This window comes from Flavobacterium johnsoniae UW101, assembly GCF_000016645.1.
GTDB lineage: Bacteria > Bacteroidota > Bacteroidia > Flavobacteriales > Flavobacteriaceae > Flavobacterium > Flavobacterium johnsoniae.
Window position 1 is genome coordinate 3,428,633 of the sequence record NC_009441.1, and the last position, 20,035, is coordinate 3,448,667.

A 20,035-nucleotide genomic window follows, 5' to 3' on the forward strand; every position below is an offset into this window, starting at 1 on the left:
TTTAATTTGGGTTTATAGTTTTTAGTTTATAGTTTTTGGCTGCAGAACAATAAACAACAAACCACAAACAAGTAACATATTAGGTAAGCATTCCTCCACAAACATTAAGAACTTGTCCTGTAATGTAAGCACTCATGTCTGAAGCTAAGAAAAGACAAGCGTTTGCTACATCTTCTGTTGTTCCGCCGCGTTTCAACGGAATTCCTTCTCTCCATCCTTTTACTACATCTTCAGATAATTTTGCAGTCATTTCAGTTTCAATGAAACCTGGAGCAATTGCGTTGCAGCGAATATTACGAGAACCTAATTCTAAAGCTACTGATTTTGTAAAACCAATTGCTCCGGCTTTTGAAGCAGCATAGTTTGTCTGCCCTGCGTTTCCAGAAACTCCAACAACAGAACTAATATTGATAATAGATCCTGCACGTTGTTTTAAGAAAGTTTTTTGGATTGCTTTTGTCATATTGAAAACAGATTTCAAGTTAACATCAATAACTTGGTCGAAATCAGCTTCAGACATACGCATAAGTAAGTTATCTTTTGTAATTCCGGCATTGTTAATTAAAATATCAACAGTTCCAAAATCAGCTAAAACTGCATCAACAAAAGTTTGTGCTTCATTAAAATCAGCTGCGTTAGATTGGTAACCTTTTGCTTTTACTCCTAAAGCATTTAATTCTTTTTCAAGAGCTTCAGCAGACGCTGCAGATGAACTATATGTAAATGCTACATTTGCTCCGTGTTTAGCAAAAACTTCTGCAATTCCTTTACCAATTCCGCGGCTAGCGCCAGTAATGATTGCTACTTTTCCTTCTAGTAATTTCATATTTAAAATTAGATTTAACTTTTATTTGTCTTAAATCCTAAATCAGCTTTTATCTTTTAAATAATTAAAGACTTATTTGATCGAGGTTCCGAACGACTTGTCAAATATATGATAATTCCTTTTTTTAAAAAAATATCATTTACGATTCATTTAAAATTCCAAATGCCAAAGGCGATTATTTGGCATTCATAAAATAAAATACCAGTAGTGTTTTCTACTGGTATTCTCTATGTATTTATTTTCTATTCTTTTAAATTTTAACCAATTTTAATAGGATCTGGTTCTGGAAACGGATCTGGAAATGGTGTACTTGCACAGCCTTCTATAAAACATGGATTCTCTGGCGAAATTATCATTGCACATGGTGTTGTGCAGATAACTATTTCTGGACCGCCGCCAATAATATTTTTTTGTTCTTCTCTTCCGAGAACTTCAACTCCTTTGAAATTTAAAATTGTTTTTAACATAATGATTAAGTTGTTTGATGTTTGTATACTCAATGCTTTTTGTCCGTTGAGTTTCAGACAGAATTTTAACCTAAATCGTTAATTTTCAATTATAAAAATAAGAAATTATTTCTTTTTTATAAATAAATAACAAGATTTTATTTTCAATTTTAAAATAAAAAAAGCAGCTCAAAAATGAACTGCTTTTCCCAAAATAAAAATTAAAACTAAAACTAATTTAATCTATAAATGATAAAAAATAGTACTCCCAATATCACTGCTGAAATCAATATACTATACATTGACGATTGCAGTTGTACTGTACCATTTATTTTATCTTCTCTTTTTTGTCTTACTAAATTGGCAGTCATAAACGGTATAATTAATGCAATAGAGAGATATAAATAATATCTTGTATAATCAGGATACAATTCTGATGTAACTAATAGTAACAAACCCCAAAAAAAGATGATAATACTCGCTGGTGTAATTATTTTTTTCATTGTTTATTTTAGTTTAAAAAAGCAGCTCAATAATTGAACTGCTTTTTAGTTTATAAATTATAACTGATATGTTGTGGTTCTAAAACTACTAGAAGCACTTGTCATTGTATAAATTGTATTAATAAAAGAAATTGTGAAATTTTCCTTTTTAATGTACATACCTGCAGGAGTAAAGAACTCTGCGTCAAGGTCTTTTAAGAATGCTGGAGCAGGAATAATTGCTGAACCATTATCCCATGAATCATGATTAAATACTAATGTTTTAGCTGTATTATTTGGAGTTGTCGTAAAGTTATGATAAACAGATGGTCTTCCTCCATTAAAACGATATTCAATGTAATTTCCAAAAGCAGAATTAAAATAAATCTGAATTCTGGCTATAGATTGATTTGCTGGTAATGCAGCATTTGCTTTTAAAATTAATGATCTGAAGTAATTAGAAGTTGTTGGTGCTGAATATAAATTAGCCGCTATATAAGATATAACAAATTGAGGCTGACCGTCAATACCTTTTTTGTAATCATCAGTTATTACAGGCGGTACAGTTGTATACTTAATAGTTGCTTTTACACCTCCTGTTCCTGTTGAAACAAAAGTATCATCAGTACTGTTATAGCTAAAATTAGTTAATTTTTGTCCTTTAACTTCAACTGGCGGTTCAACAACTGCTCCTGCTGGAGTAAAGGCAAAAGACATATTAATCAAATCATTACTGCCAGGTACTAAAGATGCTGCTACTCCAAAACGAGCATCTGGATTATAATCTAAATCATAATTTTGCACTGCAGCTCCATCGTTAATTTCTAACAATCTGAATAATGGACTTGTAATTTCTCCTGTTATTGCTTCTATTACTGGGGTATTATCATGCAGATCATCCCAGTCTTTTGCTGTAGCTTTTTTAAATCTCAGCTCCTGAAAACTTCTATTGGTTCTAAAAATGATTTCTCCATTTTCCTGACCATAGTAGAAAAACTGAAAGTCTCCAAGATGTCCTTTCCCAACAAGTGCCGGAGTTGGATAATTATCTGATTCTGATAAAAGATGTATTCTGTTAGCAGTTGTAAAAACTAAACTCACTGCACTTCCTAATTGAATATCATACTGACTTCTGTGAATATCTGTATCATCATCAAAATCTGATGCCATATCAACTTTTCCGTCTGGCAAAAATTTAAATAAATGCGTCCATGCTCCTAATTGAGTGCTGTCTGTATAATAAACAGCTTTCCAACCGTCTGCAGAAGAAAGTAATAAATCGTTTAGTTCTTTTTTTCTTGCATTTAATCTTTCAATTGGACTTTCGTCAAATTTTGGATCAGCTTCTGTACTTGTACATGCTCCCATAATAACAGCCACAAGACCAACTAAGAGGAACTTATATATATGTTTTATTTTCATAATATTGATTTTATAATTAGATTATTACAAGTCTTAATTGTTGATAACTGTGGTTGTATTTTTTTGCGCTTCGTCTCTTAAAGCGTAAAAATCCATTCCGAAATTATCTTTATAATACTGAACTACAATTGCTTCTTTCTTTTTAAGGTTTGCTTTTGCTGTTGCATCTGTAACACTTGCCAAAATTGCATCGTATTCTGCTTTTGAACTTGTTAAGATTATTGAAGCTGTTTCGGCAAAATCTTCGTAAATATTCAATCTCGCATAATTAGTTATAAAACCTAAAGCTCTTGAAGCAGCATCTGTATAAATATACCAGCTTGATGTATATCCTGCTGGTGTTAATTTTGCCCATGCCTGCTCATCAAAAGGTTTTGTCTGGTTTAAGATGTGTACATACTCATGCTGAATTGTATGGATAAATCTAGTTACATCTGCTCTGCTTTTTCTATTTAAATAATCTAATTCAAAAAGCGTAACTCTCTGTCCTCCTTCTGCAATACCTAATGTAACTGTACCAGATGTATTTAAGTTAGTTCCTCCTACTAATACAAATTCTCTAGGTGAAATTTTCTTAACGAAATCTGCTCCTCCAATAGTCGAATAACTATCAATCCAGATTGCTTTTACAACTTCCATTGCTGGTTTTACTCTGTCTACTGTAGGAGGAAACAAAAAGCGATTGTTATCTACTAAGTTTTGGTTCCATTCATAATACACTTTTATGTTATATGGATTTAAAAAACTTGTTTCAATCCAGGTATCCAGTTCTGTTTTATTACGAACTGTATAATCTAACTGAGTTTCTTTTGGCTGATCTTCCTGAGCACAAGCAGCAAACAACATTGATACTGAAATCATTGCAACTGCTCTATATTTTTGTAATATTTTCATAATCATTAATGTTAAATTTTTATCTAGGATTTTTTTCGATTCCGTTATCAGATGCTCTTTGAGGTATTTGCAACGCTCTTCGTTTGTCATCTTTAACTAAAACATTAGTCCTAACTGCTTTTCCATTTTCTTTAGTAATATGTTCTACTACAAGGTTAAAACGTTTAATATCAAACCATCTTAATCCTTCCTGGATATACTCTCTTCTTCTTGCTTCTGCAATTGCTTTGATGTATGATGCCTGCAAAGGACTTAAAGTATAGAATGGTGTGTACTCGTCTGCAATAACCGGATACATAGCTGCAATGTTTGCTTCTGTAATTTTATCAGTTGCCGCATTATATCCTTGTGTTCTAAGACTGAAGAGATATTCTAATCCTGCATTAGCTTCTGCAAACTGATTTTTCATTACATAAGCCTCAATTCTGTTTAAGAAAAACTCATCATTACTTAAAAGAACTACTCCTGTGTAAGCTTCTCCAATACCAGCTGTTACGTTAGTATATTTAAAGTATTCATAAAACTTAGGGATAAGTACATTGTTTTCATAAAATGATGATGTATAAATTAACCATGGTTTTCCCCAAATGTTAGTATCTGATCCTAAGATTTCATCTGATCTGTTATCAGAAAGGTAAAATCTATTTGTGTATCCTCTTCTTGCAGTTGAGTTTGGATAAGCTACTAATAAGTTTGTAGGCTGTTCTGCTTTTGAATATTCTAGCGGTTTTTGAGCAGAAGCTGCAGCATTAAAAGCTACATAATCTCTAAGAGTTGTTGGTTTAGAACCTAATCCTTTAGAATATTCAAGTACTTTATCCCAATCTCCTTTTATTAAATAAAAACGACATGCAAATGCTTTTGCTGCATCAATATTAAAGTGATATTTAGGCTCTTTGTAATTGTTTGTTATGTATTTCATTCCTTCGATAATATCCTGCTCGATTAAATCAAATACCTCTTTAACAGAGTTACGTTTGTATTGAGCCAATAATGCACCTTCTGGTTTTGTTACATACGGAACACCTAAATCTGTTGCTGCACTTGAAGGATTGTATCTTTGTGACCAGTATGAAACCAGCATAAAATGATTGTAAGCTCTTGCAATTAAGGCTTCTCCTTTTTGCGGATTTAAACTTTCCGGGCTTCCAAGTTCATCAATTGCAACTAATGCCTGGTTTGAAGCTGCAATTGCCTCATAACATGCATTCCAGAAGTCAGCTTCGGTATCTGGTCCTAATTGAGTCTGCATTTCCCAGTTAAAACTTTGTCTGTTATCAACATCAGATGATGTCATCTCACTGTCAAATACGTTATCAGACATTGTTTCTCCAATTACTGCATAGCTTTTACTTGGATATGCTGTAACTAATAATTCAGATATTTTTTCTGGTGTATCAATCTGTGTTCTATTGTCTGGAATTTCAGAAAGAAATTCATCACAGCTGCTAAGACTTATCACCAATAATAATGAAAGTGTTATTTTTATATTTTTCATATTAATTATAATTAGAATGAAACATTTAACGTAAATGTGTACTGAGAAGTGATTGGGAAAGCAACACCTCCTGTATTACGAAACTCAGGATCCTGACCGTGTAATCTTTTATCTGAATAAATTAACCATGGGTTAACTGCTGAACCTTTTAATGTAAAAGTACTTAAGCCTAGTTTTTTCTTGTAATCTTTTGGGAATTCCCAGCTTAAAGTAACATTTTTCAATCTCACGAAATCACCATCAGCAATTCTTACATCAGAGAAGTTATAAGTATTGTATGCAATTTCAAGATCTCTTTCTCCATAATTTCTGTTTAATAATCTATCAGCAATAACAGGAACGTTTGTAACATTTTCATCACCAGGGTTTATCCAGCGGTTAGCGTATTCTTTTGTAAATACTGTTAAATCAGTGTATTTGTTACTGTAAACAGGGTTTAAACGAACTTTATTTCCTCCAGAACCTACAACAAATACATATAATGACCAGTTTTTATAAGTAAATGTATTTGCTAAACCAATTGATTTATTTGGCTCAATAGAACCTTCATATTTCAAGTATTTTGTAACATCTTTGGTATCTTGAAAATCAGCACCTGTAATGTTATTTTCTGCTCCTTCTTGTAAATTAAATGTTGGTAATCCCTGATTATTTAATCCTGTAAATTGATAAGAATAAATAGAATTTCTAGGGTGTCCTACAGTATTACCTCCATTAGAATCAACTAAATCAAAAGCAGATGGTCTGTTTGCTAATTTTGTAATTTCCTGATTAAATACTGAGAAATTTAAAGTTGTCGACCACTTAAAGTTATCTGTTACAATATTTTGAGTAGTTAATCCAAGCTCAATACCTTTAGTTTCCATATCGGCATTATTTCCTTGTTTAATAGATTCTCCACCTACACCAGAAGTGATTACATAATCAATCAAATCAAAAGCTTTACGTCTGTAAACATCTGCTGCAAGAGATACTCTGTTATTAAACATTCCTAAATCTACACCAATGTTAGTTTCATATTGTTTTTCCCATGTCAAATCTTTGTTTTGAAGATCTTCAATTCTAATAGCATTTTCTCTATCAGAAAGGTTAAAACGGTCTGTTATAAAACTTTTATAAATTGCTAAAGAGTTTGTTGCAGGACCAGCTGTAGCAGTAAGTCCATAAGAAGCTCTTAATGCTAATGTATTGATAGTTTCATTGTTTTTCATAAAGCTTTCTTCAGCAACATTCCATTTTCCACTTACAGTATAAGTTGGAAGCCATCTTGATGATCCAGTATCTCCTTGTCTGTTTGATCCATCATAACGACCCGTTAAAGATGCTGTATAACGACGATCGTATGTATATCCAACTTTACCAAAGAAACCAACTGTTCTTTCTCTTTCTTCTCCAAAATCATAATATGAGTCTCCTCCGTTTACGATTTTTTCGATAATTCTTGGATCAATAAATGGAGTTAAACCTTTATTGTACTGAATTCCAACTGCCGTAAAATTGTCATTGTTTCTGTCTACAGATCTAAGCTCTGTACCAAAGAAACCTTCAACTTCGTGTTTGTCTTTAAATATATTTCTATAAGTAACACTATTTCTAATGTTGTAAGATGTCATATCATTTGTGAATTTTCTTAAAAATCCACCACTTGGCAGTACAGATACTTTTGGTGCTGTTAAATCATTTGGATTTTGATATAAAAACACGTTATCTTTTTGAATCTGAGAATTTACATTATTACCAACTCCAGCGTTATAAGCTCCAACAACATTTGAACCTTCATAAATTCTGTGTTCTCTTGACGTATTTGCATAACGAGCAGAACCAGTTAAATTATAAGTCAAGTTTTTATTTATTTTATAATCTAAATCTACCTGAAAACGAATATCATTTACTTTAATATCTAAAGTATTATTTGCTAACTCATTAACAATGTTCATTGGAGCCCAGTTGTTTTGGTAGTATTCTAAGTTTCCTTTGTCATCATAAGGTCTTAAAGTTCTGCTTGTACTTAACACATAGTTAAATGGGTTAATATCAAAATCTCTTGTTGTTTTACCAAATACAACATCCTGCTTGCTTTCATAAGCCCCAGGAGCCTGCTGGTTACGAATAGATCCTAAAGTAGATAAAGTAATGTTTAACTTGTCATTGATGAAAAATGTACCTTTAAGGTTAGATGACAATTGTTTTACGTTATCAGCAATAGTCCATCCCGGATCTGTATAGTATCCAAGAGAAGCATAAAAAGTATTGTTTTTTCCTCCTCCAGAAAAGCTTAATGAATGGTTTTGAGTAATAGAAGGTCTAAATAAAACACTAAACCAGTCTGTATTTACTAATTCATATTTTTTCAAGAATTCATTGATATAAGGCTGATCATTTTTAACTCCATACTGACCGTTTGAAGTATTATAATTATTGATTTCTCTAGCCAAGATATTATAAACACCACCAAATCTTCCTGTATATGAAGAACTTAAATCAAGATATCCTTTTTGTCTCATTTCCTGAAAAACACTCATAGATTCCTGAGAGTTTAAGATATCGTATTGTGAATAACTAGGTACAGTTCTAACTGTATTTTCTACAGAATAGCTCACTTTTAATGGTGAATCTCTTCGTCCTTGTTTTGTAGTAACAACCACAACTCCGTTTAATGATCTTGAACCATAAATTGACGTAGCCGATGCATCTTTAAGAACTTCAATACTTTGAATATCATTAGAATTTAAACCTGCAACAGAAGAACTTAATAATGTTGCAGAGTTTCCTGAAGCTAAATCTGCAAATGTAACATTGATAATATCTTCCTGAACAACACCATCAATAACCCATAATGGTTTTGTATCCCCAAAAATTGAAGAAGATCCACGAACGGTAATTTTAGGAGCCGTACCAAAAGTTCCTGTAACATTTTGTACTGTAACCCCTGCCGCTTTTCCTTCGATCATTCGGCTTACGTCAACTACACCTTCAACTTTTAACTCTGAACCAGAGATTTTACTGATTGCTCCTGTAAATGTTCTTTTAGATGTTTTCTCATATCCTGTTGTAACTACAACCTCTTTTAAGTTTTGACCTGCTTCTGTAAGAACAACTGTTGGTGTAACATTAGTAATTCCAATTTCTTTCGTTTCCATACCTACGTAAGAAATTACAAGTTTATCTGCATTTGCAGGCATTTCGATAGAGAAATTTCCATCAAAGTCTGTTAGAACAGCAACTTTTGTTCCTTTTGCCATTACTGTTGCTCCCGGAAGCGGGCTTCCTGTTTGATCTGTTACTTTACCTTTGATAATTGGTCCGGCGGTTAGTACTTCAAAAAGTGAATCATGGTTATCTGCACTTGCAAATGGATCTGCAGCGGTTTTTTGCAGAATAATTTGATTGCTCACTTCTGAAAAAGTAATATTAAATGGCACCAAAATTCGGCTTAGTATGCTAGAAAGCGTTTCCTGATTCGCTTCTATACTAACTTTTCGGCTTAACTGAGGGAGCCTCGAATTGTACGAAAATTTTACATGAGCCGATTTTTCAATTTTAGATAAAGCATTATCAAGAGTCAAATTTTCAACTATAATGGTAACTTTTGTATCTAATTTTTTTTGCCCATTTACATTATTTGCCACGGCAAAGCTCGAAAACACAAGTGCCAAGACAAACTGAAATAGTGTTATTTTCATGATTCTATGGAGTAATCGTTGTTTAACAACTGGTTTTTTCATAATTTTGATTTGTTTTGATTAATACTAATTTGAGTGTATTTTTAAGAAACGATGAATTACTTTTTACAGAAAGCAATTCAATTTTATAAGTGTCGATAATGTTACAGCATTTCGGCACTTTTTTTTGCAGTACATTTTTTACATAGGCAATAATTTATTTCTGGTTGAGTTAAGTTTTTGGTTAATATTTATTGATAAAAAGCATAGAAATTAGCCGCGTTTATTTTCAAAAAAATAGGATTAAACTTCAAAAAAGGAGTTATTAAAAAATAGTTATTCTATGTAATTACAGTTACATAAAATTAATTACAGCCTTCTGAAGTTATGATAATCTGATTTCCATTCATATTTCAAAACTGGTATTATTGCCTATGCTTTTACAGACAATTTTTAATTTCTCTGTTAAAGGCTGATCACTCAGTGATGTGGTTAAATGGCATTCCTTTAATTTATTTACGGGATAATCTATATCTACAAGATAGGCCTGTTCTATAGTTTCAAAAATTTGCGATACCGGAATATCATTAAATTCAAAACTCAATTGTTCAATATTTCCAACGTTTTGAACCAACACAGGATCTTGAGTAATATTTGTAATTTTATTAAATTTCATATCATTCCGCAGAAATCTAAGTGCCTGATTTGGAAGAAGTACGATTTCTTCTTCGTCTGATTTAGAAATCAATTCGTTAGATTTTACCTTAACTTTACCGGTACGTACTAAAATTTCTACATCTGGCTGATCAGAATAAGCTTTAACTCTAAAGCTGGTTCCAACTACTTTTGTAACAATCTCGTTCGCATAAACGAAAAAAGGCTTTTTAGGATTTTTACTAATTTCAAAGAAACCTTCGCCGGATAAATACACCTTTCTTTCGTTCCCGGTAAAGATTTTAGGGTAACTCAATTTACTATTGGGCTGCAGTAAAACAGAACTGCCGTCTGATAGTGTAATAATTTGTGGTTTATTAGAATTGTTGGTTTGTTCTACTAATCCCTCACTGTTTTCATCAATAAGTTCTTTGTAGGTTACAATTTTGTTTTCAGTTTTAAAATGATTGTTATAAAACCAGGCTGACATTAAACCAATAACTAATGTTGCAGCTATTCCGGTAAGAAATCTTTTTCTGAAAAAATTTAACTTTAAAGTTTTAACGTTTTTTTGATTTTCTTTTTCACGAATTTTGAGCCAGGTATCTTGTAACGCTCTGTGAATATCAGATTTAGTTAATTCGTTCTCTGGAATCTTCATTGCGAGAAGCATTAATCTTGCATCTTCAACTAATTTCGCACGCTGACGACTTTCTAAAGTCCATTCTTCCCATCCGTTTTCATCAACTCTTGACAAAACCCACTGTTGGAATGATTCATCTGATAAGAAATCTTCTATTTCGGTATATTTATTACGTTTTTGCATCTAAAAATAAGGTTACAAAAACATAGAGGACAGTTTCTTTATTATATACTCACCAAATTATGATTTTTTTTAAACTTTTTTAACTTTTTTTAAAGAGAGCTTGAAAACAATAGAGTAATTAAGGCAAAACTACCCTTCCATTCTTTACGAAGAGTAAGTAAACCACGGTGAAGTAAATTACTTGCTGATTGATAATTAACATCCAGCATCTCGGCTATCTGCTCAACCGAAAGTGCCTGATGATAACGAAGATATAGAGCTTCTTTTTGTCTTGCCGGTAATTCGTTTAACAATTTATTTAGATAAGAAACTTTTTCTTTTGTTGCATAATCATCATCCAAAAGATCATTTTCTACAGAAAATTCCAAAAGAAAAGCAATATCGTCTGTGCTTGCAGTTTTTCTAAAAATATGATCACGTTCAAATAATCGTGCAATTCTTTTTCGAACGCTCGATAATAAATAGGCTTTTACTACTACACTGCTCTGTAAAGAACTGCGATATACCCAAATATCCGTAAAAACATCCTGAACACAATCCTGTACTTTTTCAGCATAAGGCGAAAGTGAATTCCCGTAACTGACCAGATCACCATAATAACGCTCAAATAATAGTGAGAATGATTTCTCATCTCCTAATATTAAATCATTCCAAAGTGTATTGTCATCAATTAAATTGGCTGGTAGGATTCGGGTCTTCATAATAGTGGATTATAACTTTAAAAGCATTAATTTTCTTAATGTAAAAAATACACTATTTTAACATTATTACTTTTAATTGTTCGATAAATATATAAAAGCAAATATTTAAAACCAATTATTTTACACAAAAGAGACAGTTCTCTAACATATAAAATTGTCTCTTTCTTTTGGTATCACTAGGATCTTAAGGAAATGTTAAAATTATTCTGAATTAAGAAATAATCTCAAAATATAAGATTTTACATCGATAAACTGTTTACTTAAAAACACAGCATTTCACGAATTAATACAACTTAAAAAAGCAAAAGCCTTATAGAATCTATAAGGCTTTAAATGTGTAGTTACTGTTATTTAAACCGCTTTTTAGAAAGCTACATTCCATCTAGGTAATTTTGCATTTGCATCTAAAAAGTTTTGCAAAACCTGTCCTTCAACTGCAGTTGGAATAGCTTTTACATCTGCATTAAAAGTTTCGTACCAAACTACTTCAAGAACAGAAATGTTCTCTAATTTCATTTGTGCAGGCCAAGAATATTTTCTCCCAGTTTTAGCAAATTGATGTCCGTTTACAATTTTATCGTATAAACCTCCATTTTTAGTTTTAAGAGTTCCGTCATTTTGAACTGTTCCGGTAGAACCTACCATAATTAATTCTTTTGAATCTCCGTCAATTTCATAAACCACAAAAATCCCTGCACTTCCTTCCGGAGCATTGCAAACTTCTTCTAAACTATCATTTACAGTAAAAGTAAAACTATTACTTGATTTAAATTTTTCTAATTCTTTGTACATATTTTCTTTTTAAGCTTCTATCCCGATAGCTATCGGGACTGAGGTTCTCCGATGCTAAGTTTTTCCTATCTATGCCTCAGTTTTTAAAATGTAAAAAAGTCTCAACAGGATATTGAGACTTTTTTGGAATTTATTATTTTGATATTAGAGATTATCCTAATACTTCTTTTACTTTTTTACCAATTTCAGCTGGTGAATCAACAACGTGAATTCCGTTGTCTCTCATAATTTGTTTTTTAGCAGCAGCCGTATCATCAGAACCTCCAACGATTGCACCTGCGTGACCCATTGTTCTACCAGCAGGAGCAGTTTCTCCAGCAATAAAACCAATAACTGGTTTACGGTTACCATCAGCTTTTACCCATTTTGCAGCATCAGCTTCTAATTGACCTCCAATTTCACCAATCATAATGATTGCTTCAGTTTCTGGATCGTTCATTAATAATTCAACAGCTTCTTTAGTTGTAGTTCCAATAATTGGATCTCCACCAATACCAATAGCTGTAGTAATTCCTAAACCTTGTTTTACAACTTGGTCAGCAGCTTCATAAGTTAAAGTTCCTGATTTAGAAACGATACCAACAGTTCCTTTTTTGAAAACGAAACCTGGCATAATTCCAACTTTAGCCTCACCTGGAGTAATAACACCCGGACAGTTTGGTCCAATTAATCTAGAACTTCTTTCTTTAACATAATTATTTGCTTTAATCATGTCTGCTACAGGAATTCCTTCTGTAATAGCAATAATTACTTTAATTCCAGCATCAGCAGCTTCCATAATTGCATCAGCAGCAAAAGCCGGCGGAACAAAAATGATAGAAGTATCTGCACCAGCTTGATCAACAGCATCTTTTACTGTATTAAAAACCGGGCGGTCTAAATGGCTTGTACCTCCTTTTCCTGGAGTAACACCACCAACAACATTAGTACCGTACTCAATCATTTGAGAAGCGTGGAAAGTTCCTTCGCTTCCTGTAAATCCCTGAACAATTATTTTGGAATCTTTATTAACTAAAACACTCATGATATATATTTTATGTAGTTTTTAAATTTGTGTTGCAAAAATAAGGTTTTGTAATGTATTTTGCCTCTTTTATTGTCAAAAAAATATTAAGAAAATTGACTCATCTGATAACCTCTGTAAAGTTTGTCATCTTTTATCTGCCAGATTGTTGAAAAATGTGCCAGAAGCATCTCTTCACGAGGGTTCTCGATTGTTTTTACATAATGGGAATAACGTACTGATACTAAATCATCTTCGGCAATAATATGGCTTATTCTAACTTTAGATCGTACATATGCCCTGCTAAGTTCATTTGCCATTTCTAAAATCGAATCATGATTCATTTCTATGAATCCTTTACTGCTATTCCATTCAATGATAACATCTGGATGCAGATAAGTTTTTAGAACTTCACTATCAATCAAGGCATCCGACTTATAAAATTTTTGAACAAACTCTTTTATAGACATATTACTTCAATTTATTTAGAATTTCAGGAATCTTTTTGATATTAGCCAGTTGCTTTAACTTTTCTCTTGATTCTTCAATTGGAGTTCCAAAGTAAGATTTCCCTCCTTCTACAGATTTAGTAACACCTGTCTGCCCCATAATAACAGCCTTTGCTCCTATCGTAATGCCGCTGGTGGTTCCTACTTGTCCCCAAATTGTAACTTCATCTTCAATAACAACACATCCGGCGATACCTGTTTGTGATGCAATCAAACATTTTTTTCCGATAACTGTATCATGTCCAACATGAACCTGATTATCCAGTTTTGTACCTTCTTTAATTGTTGTATCTCCAGTAACTCCTTTGTCAATTGTACAAAGAGCACCAATACCAACATTGTCTTCAATAACAACTCTTCCGCCAGATATTAACTGATCGAATCCTTCCGGACGTTTTTTATAATAGAAAGCATCAGCTCCTAAAATACTTCCGGCATGTATAATAACATTATCACCAATCACGGTATGATCATAAATTGACACATTTGAGTGAATCAAACAGTTCTTACCAATTTTAACATGATTACCAATAAAACTATTTGGCTGAATTACAGTTCCTTCTCCAATTTGTGCTGTAGCTGAGATTGCAACATTAGCAAATTGAAATGGTTTAAAATGTCTGGTTAAAGTATTGAAATCTCTGAAAGGATCATCAGAAATCAAAAGAGCTTTACCTTCCGGGCATTCCACTTCTTTGTTAATTAAAACGATAGTGGCCGCAGACTGTAAAGCTTTATCGTAATATTTTGGATGGTCAACAAAAACAATATCTCCAGGTTCAACGACTTGTATTTCGTTCATACCTAAAACCTGAAAGTCTTTGTCTCCAATAAATTTGCAGTTAAGCAAATTTGCAATTTCTTGTAAAGAATGACTCTTTGGAAATTTCATATATAATAATTAGAAAATTTGTCAATTAGAAAATGAGTCAATTAGAATGTGAATATACAAAATTATGTCGATTCACAAATTATCTAATTGACTCATTGTCCAAATTATCTTAATTAAAAGACTACTCTTTTACACGCTCCATGTAAGAACCAGAAGCTGTATCGATTTTAATTTTATCACCTTCGTTGATGAACAAAGGAACGTTTACATTAGCACCTGTTTCAACAGTAGCATTTTTAGTAGCGTTTGTTGCAGTATTTCCTTTTACTCCCGGCTCAGCATAAGTAACTTCTAAAATTACTGATGCAGGCATATCTACAGATAAAGGCAAATCAGTTTCAGTATTAATCTGAACCATTACATTTGTTCCTTCTTTTAATAAATCCGGAGCATCTAAGATATTTTTGTTTAAAGAAATCTGCTCAAAAGTTTCGGCATTCATAAAGTGAAATTCATCACCTTCTGGATATAAAAACTGAAATGTATGTGTTTCAACACGTATAACATCAATTTTATGACCTGCTGAAAAAGTATTATCTAATACTTTTCCTGAAGTTAAACTTTTTAGTTTCGTTCTTACGAAAGCTGGACCTTTTCCAGGTTTAACGTGAAGAAATTCAATAATTTTATAGATATCGTGATTAAATTTAATACACAATCCGTTTCTAATATCTGATGTAGACGCCATTTGTTTTTTTATTTTAGATTTTAGAATGTAGATTTTAGATTCTAAATAAAGAATCCAATCTTCATTGTTTTTTATTTAATATTTTATTTTTCAGTTTTAATCTGTTGCTTAGAAATCTAAAACCAGAAATCTAAACTCTAAAATTAATAGTTTCCTGAATAACCTTTCATAATTCCTCGTGATGAATTTCTAATAAAATCAAGAATTTCATCTCTCTCAGGAGTTGCTTCCATTTCAGCTTCAATAATACTTAAAGCTTGCGTAGTATTGTAATTCTTTTGATATAAAATTCTGTAAATTTCCTGAATTTCTCTAATTTTTTCAGTACTAAATCCTCTTCTTCTTAAACCAACTGAATTGATACCAACATACGACAATGGTTCTTTAGCCGCTTTTGTGTAAGGAGGAACATCTTTTCTTACCAGAGATCCGCCAGAAATCATAGCATGATCTCCAATATGAATAAACTGGTGAATTGCAGCCAAACCGCCAATTACGGCATGATTACCTACAACTACGTGACCAGCTAATGCTACACCGTTTACAATAATTGCATTATTACCAATTTCGCAATCGTGAGCAATGTGAGCGTAAGCCATAACTAAGCAATTGTTTCCAAGAATAGTCTGTCCTGAAGCAATTGTTCCTCTATTAATAGTTACACACTCTCTAATTGTACAATTGTCACCAATAATAGCTAAAGAATCTTCACCGCCAAATTTTAAATCCTGAGGCACAGCAGAAATTACAGCTCCTGGAAAAATGTTACAATTTTTTCCAATTCGAGCTCCTTCCATAATGGTTACATTTGAACCAATCCAAGTACCATCACCAATAACAACATTATTGTGAATTGTTGTAAAAGGCTCAATTACAACGTTTTTAGCGATTTTCGCGCCAGGATGAACATATGCTAATGGTTGATTCATCTATGTTTTATATTTTAAATTAAAATAATCTAATTTTAGGGCAACAAACCTAAACAATAAATTTGATTAATTATTGTTTTCTTGCAATTTGTGCCATTAATTCTGCCTCAGTTACTAATTTTCCATTTGCATAAGCATTAGCCTGCATGTGACAAATTCCTCGTCTGATAGGAGAAATCAATTCACATTTAAAAATTAACGTATCACCTGGCAATACTTTGTGTTTAAACTTAACATTATCAATTTTCATGAAATATGTTAAGTAATTTTCAGGATCTGGAACTGTGCTTAAAACTAAAATTCCTCCTGTTTGTGCCATTGCCTCTACAATTAAAACTCCCGGCATTACTGGAGCCTCAGGGAAATGTCCTACGAAGAAGTTCTCATTCATAGTAACATTTTTCAAACCAACCACATGACGATCAGACATTTCGATAATTCTGTCAATTAACAAGAATGGTGGTCTGTGAGGAAGCATTGACATGATTTTGTGAATATCCATCAATGGTTCTTGGTTCAAATCGTAAACAGGAACATGATTTCTCTGCTCTATTTTAATGATTTTTGCCAGTTTTTTAGCAAACTGAGTGTTTACAAAATGCCCAGGTTTATTTGCAATAATTTTTCCTTGAATACGAACTCCAATTAGAGATAAATCTCCAATAACATCAAGCAATTTGTGTCTTGCAGCTTCGTTTGGATAATGTAAAGTAAGGTTGTCTAAAACGCCGTTTGGTTTTACAGATATTTCATCTTTACCAAAAGCTTTCTTTAAATTTTCCATTGTAGACTCAGATATTTCTTTATCTACATATACAATTGCGTTATTTAAATCACCGCCTTTAATTAAACCGTGTTCTAATAATGATTCTAATTCATGCAAAAAGCTGAATGTTCTAGAACTTGCAATTTCATCTTTAAAGTCTGATAAACTTTTTAAAGTTGCATTTTGAGTACCTAAAACTTTTGTACCAAAATCTACCATAGTAGTTACTTGATATTCATCGCTTGGCATAACAAGAATTTCACTTCCTGTTGCTTCATCTGTAAACGAAATAACTTCTTTTACTACATAAACATTACGGTTTGCGTCTTGTTCTTCGATTCCGGCTTTTTCAATTGCTTCAACAAAATATTTTGATGAACCATCCATAATAGGTAGTTCAGAGGCATTCAATTCAATAATAATATTATCCAAATCGCAACCAACTACTGCAGCTAAAACGTGTTCAGGAGTTTGTATTTTAACACCTAATTTTTCTAAATTAGTTCCTCTTTGCGTATTAACAACATAATTAGCGTCAGCCTCAATGACTGGCTGGCCTTGCAAATCTACTCTTACAAAAGTGAAACCATTATTAATAGGAGCAGGTTTAAAAGTCATAGTAACTTCTTTTCCAGTATGTAATCCAACTCCTGTTAGTGAAATTTCATTTTTGATGGTCTTCTGTTTAACCATTATTTCCATTTTTTGGGTTTATTATTTGTTTTTTTATTTCTTCAACTTCGGCAACTATCTTAGGAAGATTTTTAAAGTGAACATACGATTTATTAAAATCAGTATATCCAAGAGATGGTGTTCCCTGCAGAACTTCGTCATCTTTAATGTTTCTTGCTACTCCAGACTGTGCCTGAAGTCTCACATTATTTCCAATAGTTAAGTGGCCTGCGATACCAACCTGCCCTCCAATCATACAGTTTTCTCCAATTTTAGTAGAACCCGCAACGCCGCTTTGTGCTGCAATTACTGTGTTTTTACCAATTTCAACATTGTGAGCGACCTGAATTTGATTGTCTAATTTAACTCCTTGTCTAATAATTGTAGAACCAAGAGTTGCTCTGTCTATTGTTGTATTTGCACCAATATCTACATTATCTTCAATAATAACGTTGCCAATCTGTGGCACTTTACTGTACACCCCTTCTTCATTTGGTACAAAACCAAAACCATCTGCACCTATAATAGTACCTGAATGAATAGTGCAATTATTTCCAATTACAGTTTCTGAATAAATTTTTGCGCCGGCAAAAATAAAGACATTATCACCTATTGTTACATTATCTCCAATAAAGCTGTTAGGATAAATTTTAACATTATCCCCCAAAACGACATTCTGCCCTACGTAACTAAAACTTCCCAGATATAGATTTTCTCCATATTTAGTTCCCTCAGACATAAATGACTGCGGCTCGATTCCGTTTTTATTTAATTTAACCTGATTGTAAAAGTGTAAAAGTTTAGAAAATGCTGCATAAGCATCTTCTACTTTTATTAAAGTAGTAGTAATTTCCTGCTCAGGAATAAAGCTGTCGTTAACAATTGTAACAGTTGCTTTTGTACTATATATGTAATTGATATATTTGGGATTAGCCAAAAAAGTAAGAGATCCCTCCTCACCTTCTTCTATCTTAGAAAGTCGAGAAACTTCTGCATTGGGATTCCCAACAACTTCTCCTTCTAAAATTCCTGCTATTTGTTCTGCTGTAAATTTCATCGCGACAAAAATATAAAAAATAGATTTTAAATGTTAATTTTAGATAAGTTGTTTTGGAAAACAGATATAATATTTTGTCACCAATTTAGATAACGATTTCAAATTCAATTGATCAGAAGCTTCAACAACATCCTCAATTGTTTTATCTTTTTTCAAAATTCGTATTGGTTCGGCAGCTTTACTATAGGCCTGATTCTTAATTTTACCTCTAAATATGAAATAACCTGCATCTAAAGCCGAAATATTATGCGCTTCTGCAAACTCTTCTTTTAAAGACTGCGATTCCTCCATCGGAATTTTATCTGCACTAAGTTTTATCTTTAACAAATCTCGATTAATGATCATTTTACTTAAAGTTGAAAGTATAAAATCCGGATGTCTCTGCCAAGATTTTAAGGCACTTATAATATCAAAATCATCTAATTGAGAAAACAAATCCAATTTTTCGGCATCAAAATCTTCTAAAGTAATTTTGTTCTGCATGAAATACATAAGCGGTTCACTGCAAGTAAGTTTAACTCCTTTTAGAGTAAGCTCTTTGGCTCTTTTCAATACCTTCATTAAAATTAATTCGGCAACCAAGCTAGTTTTGTGCAAATACGCCTGCCAGTACATTAATCTTCTTGAAAGCAGAAATTTTTCGACAGAATAAATTCCTTTTTCTTCAATTACTAAAACATCATCAACCACATTCATCATCTGGATCAAACGTTCTGAGTTTACATTTCCTTCGGCAACTCCAGTATAAAAACTGTCTCTTTTTAAATAATCCATTCTATCCATATCCAATTGACTTGAAATCAACTGCAGCATAAATTTCCTGTCATATTCTCCTTTAAAAACCTGAATTGCCAGACTTAATCTTCCATCAAATTCTTCATTAAGCTGATTCATAAACAACAGCGAAATGGCTTCGTGATGTACATCTTCAACAATACTTTTCTCCATTGCATGCGAAAATGGCCCATGACCAATATCATGGAGCAAAATTGCTATTAAAAGAGCATTTTCTTCTTCTTCAGAAATAACAACATCTTTAAAACGCAGTGTATCGATTGCCTTTTTCATTAAATGCATACAGCCCAAAGCATGATGAAAACGTGTATGATTTGCTCCTGGATAAACTAAATACGACAATCCCATTTGTGAAATACGTCGTAGACGCTGAAAATAAGGATGTTGGATTAAATCGTAAATGAGCTCGTTCGGTATAGTTATAAACCCATAAATTGGGTCGTTAAATATTTTTAATTTATTAATTTGAGTCACAAGTTGGTTATTTTTTTGGTCAACAAATATAAGTAAATAAGTATAAA

General features: G+C 32.3%; 18 protein-coding genes. All 18 read right to left on the minus strand.

The features are described from left to right. Window positions 1–79: 79 nt before the first annotated feature. The 18 genes from fabG to FJOH_RS15075 all read right to left on the minus strand — a co-directional run bounded on the left by fabG (window position 80) and on the right by FJOH_RS15075 (window position 19,988). Window positions 80–826: a 3-oxoacyl-[acyl-carrier-protein] reductase gene (gene fabG / locus FJOH_RS14990; protein ID WP_012024948.1), complete on the minus strand. Its 747-nt coding sequence runs from the start codon at window positions 824–826 to the stop codon at window positions 80–82. Window positions 827–1,083: 257 nt separating this feature from the next. Beyond that, entirely contained in the window at window positions 1,084–1,293 is a 210-nt protein-coding gene (locus FJOH_RS14995; protein ID WP_012024949.1) for a hypothetical protein, read from the minus strand. Window positions 1,294–1,505: 212 nt separating this feature from the next. After that, window positions 1,506–1,775 (minus strand): hypothetical protein, encoded by a 270-nt coding sequence (locus FJOH_RS15000; RefSeq protein WP_044047766.1) that lies wholly within the window; start codon window positions 1,773–1,775, stop codon window positions 1,506–1,508. Between the two features lie 57 nt (window positions 1,776–1,832). After that, on the minus strand, window positions 1,833–3,176 hold the full coding sequence (locus FJOH_RS15005) for a DUF4302 domain-containing protein (RefSeq protein WP_012024950.1): 1,344 nt from the start codon (window positions 3,174–3,176) through the stop codon (window positions 1,833–1,835). A gap of 33 nt (window positions 3,177–3,209) precedes the next feature. Then, a complete protein-coding gene (locus FJOH_RS15010) occupies window positions 3,210–4,070 on the minus strand; it encodes a zinc-binding metallopeptidase (protein WP_044047767.1) in 861 nt (286 codons plus the stop codon). A gap of 19 nt (window positions 4,071–4,089) precedes the next feature. Next, window positions 4,090–5,568 carry a RagB/SusD family nutrient uptake outer membrane protein gene (locus FJOH_RS15015; protein WP_012024952.1) on the minus strand — a complete coding sequence of 493 codons (1,479 nt, stop codon included), beginning with the start codon at window positions 5,566–5,568 and terminating at the stop codon, window positions 4,090–4,092. Between the two features lie 11 nt (window positions 5,569–5,579). Further along, on the minus strand, window positions 5,580–9,293 hold the full coding sequence (locus FJOH_RS15020; RefSeq protein ID WP_012024953.1) for a SusC/RagA family TonB-linked outer membrane protein: 3,714 nt from the start codon (window positions 9,291–9,293) through the stop codon (window positions 5,580–5,582). A 343-nt stretch (window positions 9,294–9,636) separates the two neighbouring features. After that, window positions 9,637–10,710, minus strand: coding sequence for a FecR family protein (locus FJOH_RS15025; RefSeq protein WP_012024954.1), 1,074 nt, complete (start codon window positions 10,708–10,710; stop codon window positions 9,637–9,639). Window positions 10,711–10,799: 89 nt separating this feature from the next. Further along, the gene (locus FJOH_RS15030) at window positions 10,800–11,411 is read right to left on the minus strand and encodes an RNA polymerase sigma factor (RefSeq protein ID WP_012024955.1); all 612 of its coding nucleotides are present in this window, start codon (window positions 11,409–11,411) and stop codon (window positions 10,800–10,802) included. 363 nt (window positions 11,412–11,774) lie between these two features. Then, window positions 11,775–12,203: a hypothetical protein gene (locus FJOH_RS15035; protein ID WP_012024956.1), complete on the minus strand. Its 429-nt coding sequence runs from the start codon at window positions 12,201–12,203 to the stop codon at window positions 11,775–11,777. 151 nt (window positions 12,204–12,354) lie between these two features. Then, the gene (sucD, locus tag FJOH_RS15040; protein ID WP_012024957.1) at window positions 12,355–13,227 is read right to left on the minus strand and encodes a succinate--CoA ligase subunit alpha; all 873 of its coding nucleotides are present in this window, start codon (window positions 13,225–13,227) and stop codon (window positions 12,355–12,357) included. 86 nt (window positions 13,228–13,313) lie between these two features. Then, window positions 13,314–13,676 (minus strand): nuclear transport factor 2 family protein, encoded by a 363-nt coding sequence (locus FJOH_RS15045; protein ID WP_012024958.1) that lies wholly within the window; start codon window positions 13,674–13,676, stop codon window positions 13,314–13,316. A 1-nt stretch (window position 13,677) separates the two neighbouring features. Then, a complete protein-coding gene (locus FJOH_RS15050; RefSeq protein ID WP_012024959.1) occupies window positions 13,678–14,607 on the minus strand; it encodes a UDP-3-O-(3-hydroxymyristoyl)glucosamine N-acyltransferase in 930 nt (309 codons plus the stop codon). A gap of 121 nt (window positions 14,608–14,728) precedes the next feature. Continuing rightward, window positions 14,729–15,295: an elongation factor P gene (gene efp / locus FJOH_RS15055; protein WP_012024960.1), complete on the minus strand. Its 567-nt coding sequence runs from the start codon at window positions 15,293–15,295 to the stop codon at window positions 14,729–14,731. 143 nt (window positions 15,296–15,438) lie between these two features. Next, a complete protein-coding gene (gene lpxA, locus FJOH_RS15060) occupies window positions 15,439–16,224 on the minus strand; it encodes an acyl-ACP--UDP-N-acetylglucosamine O-acyltransferase (protein WP_012024961.1) in 786 nt (261 codons plus the stop codon). A 70-nt stretch (window positions 16,225–16,294) separates the two neighbouring features. Continuing rightward, window positions 16,295–17,683, minus strand: a complete 1,389-nt coding sequence (locus tag FJOH_RS15065) for a bifunctional UDP-3-O-[3-hydroxymyristoyl] N-acetylglucosamine deacetylase/3-hydroxyacyl-ACP dehydratase (protein ID WP_044048329.1) — start codon at window positions 17,681–17,683, stop codon at window positions 16,295–16,297. After that, a complete protein-coding gene (gene lpxD / locus FJOH_RS15070) occupies window positions 17,676–18,719 on the minus strand; it encodes a UDP-3-O-(3-hydroxymyristoyl)glucosamine N-acyltransferase (protein ID WP_012024963.1) in 1,044 nt (347 codons plus the stop codon). Before lpxD ends, FJOH_RS15065 begins: the two co-directional genes overlap by 8 nt. Window positions 18,720–18,758: 39 nt before the next feature. Next, window positions 18,759–19,988, minus strand: a complete 1,230-nt coding sequence (locus FJOH_RS15075) for an HD domain-containing protein (protein ID WP_012024964.1) — start codon at window positions 19,986–19,988, stop codon at window positions 18,759–18,761. Window positions 19,989–20,035 lie beyond the last annotated feature (47 nt).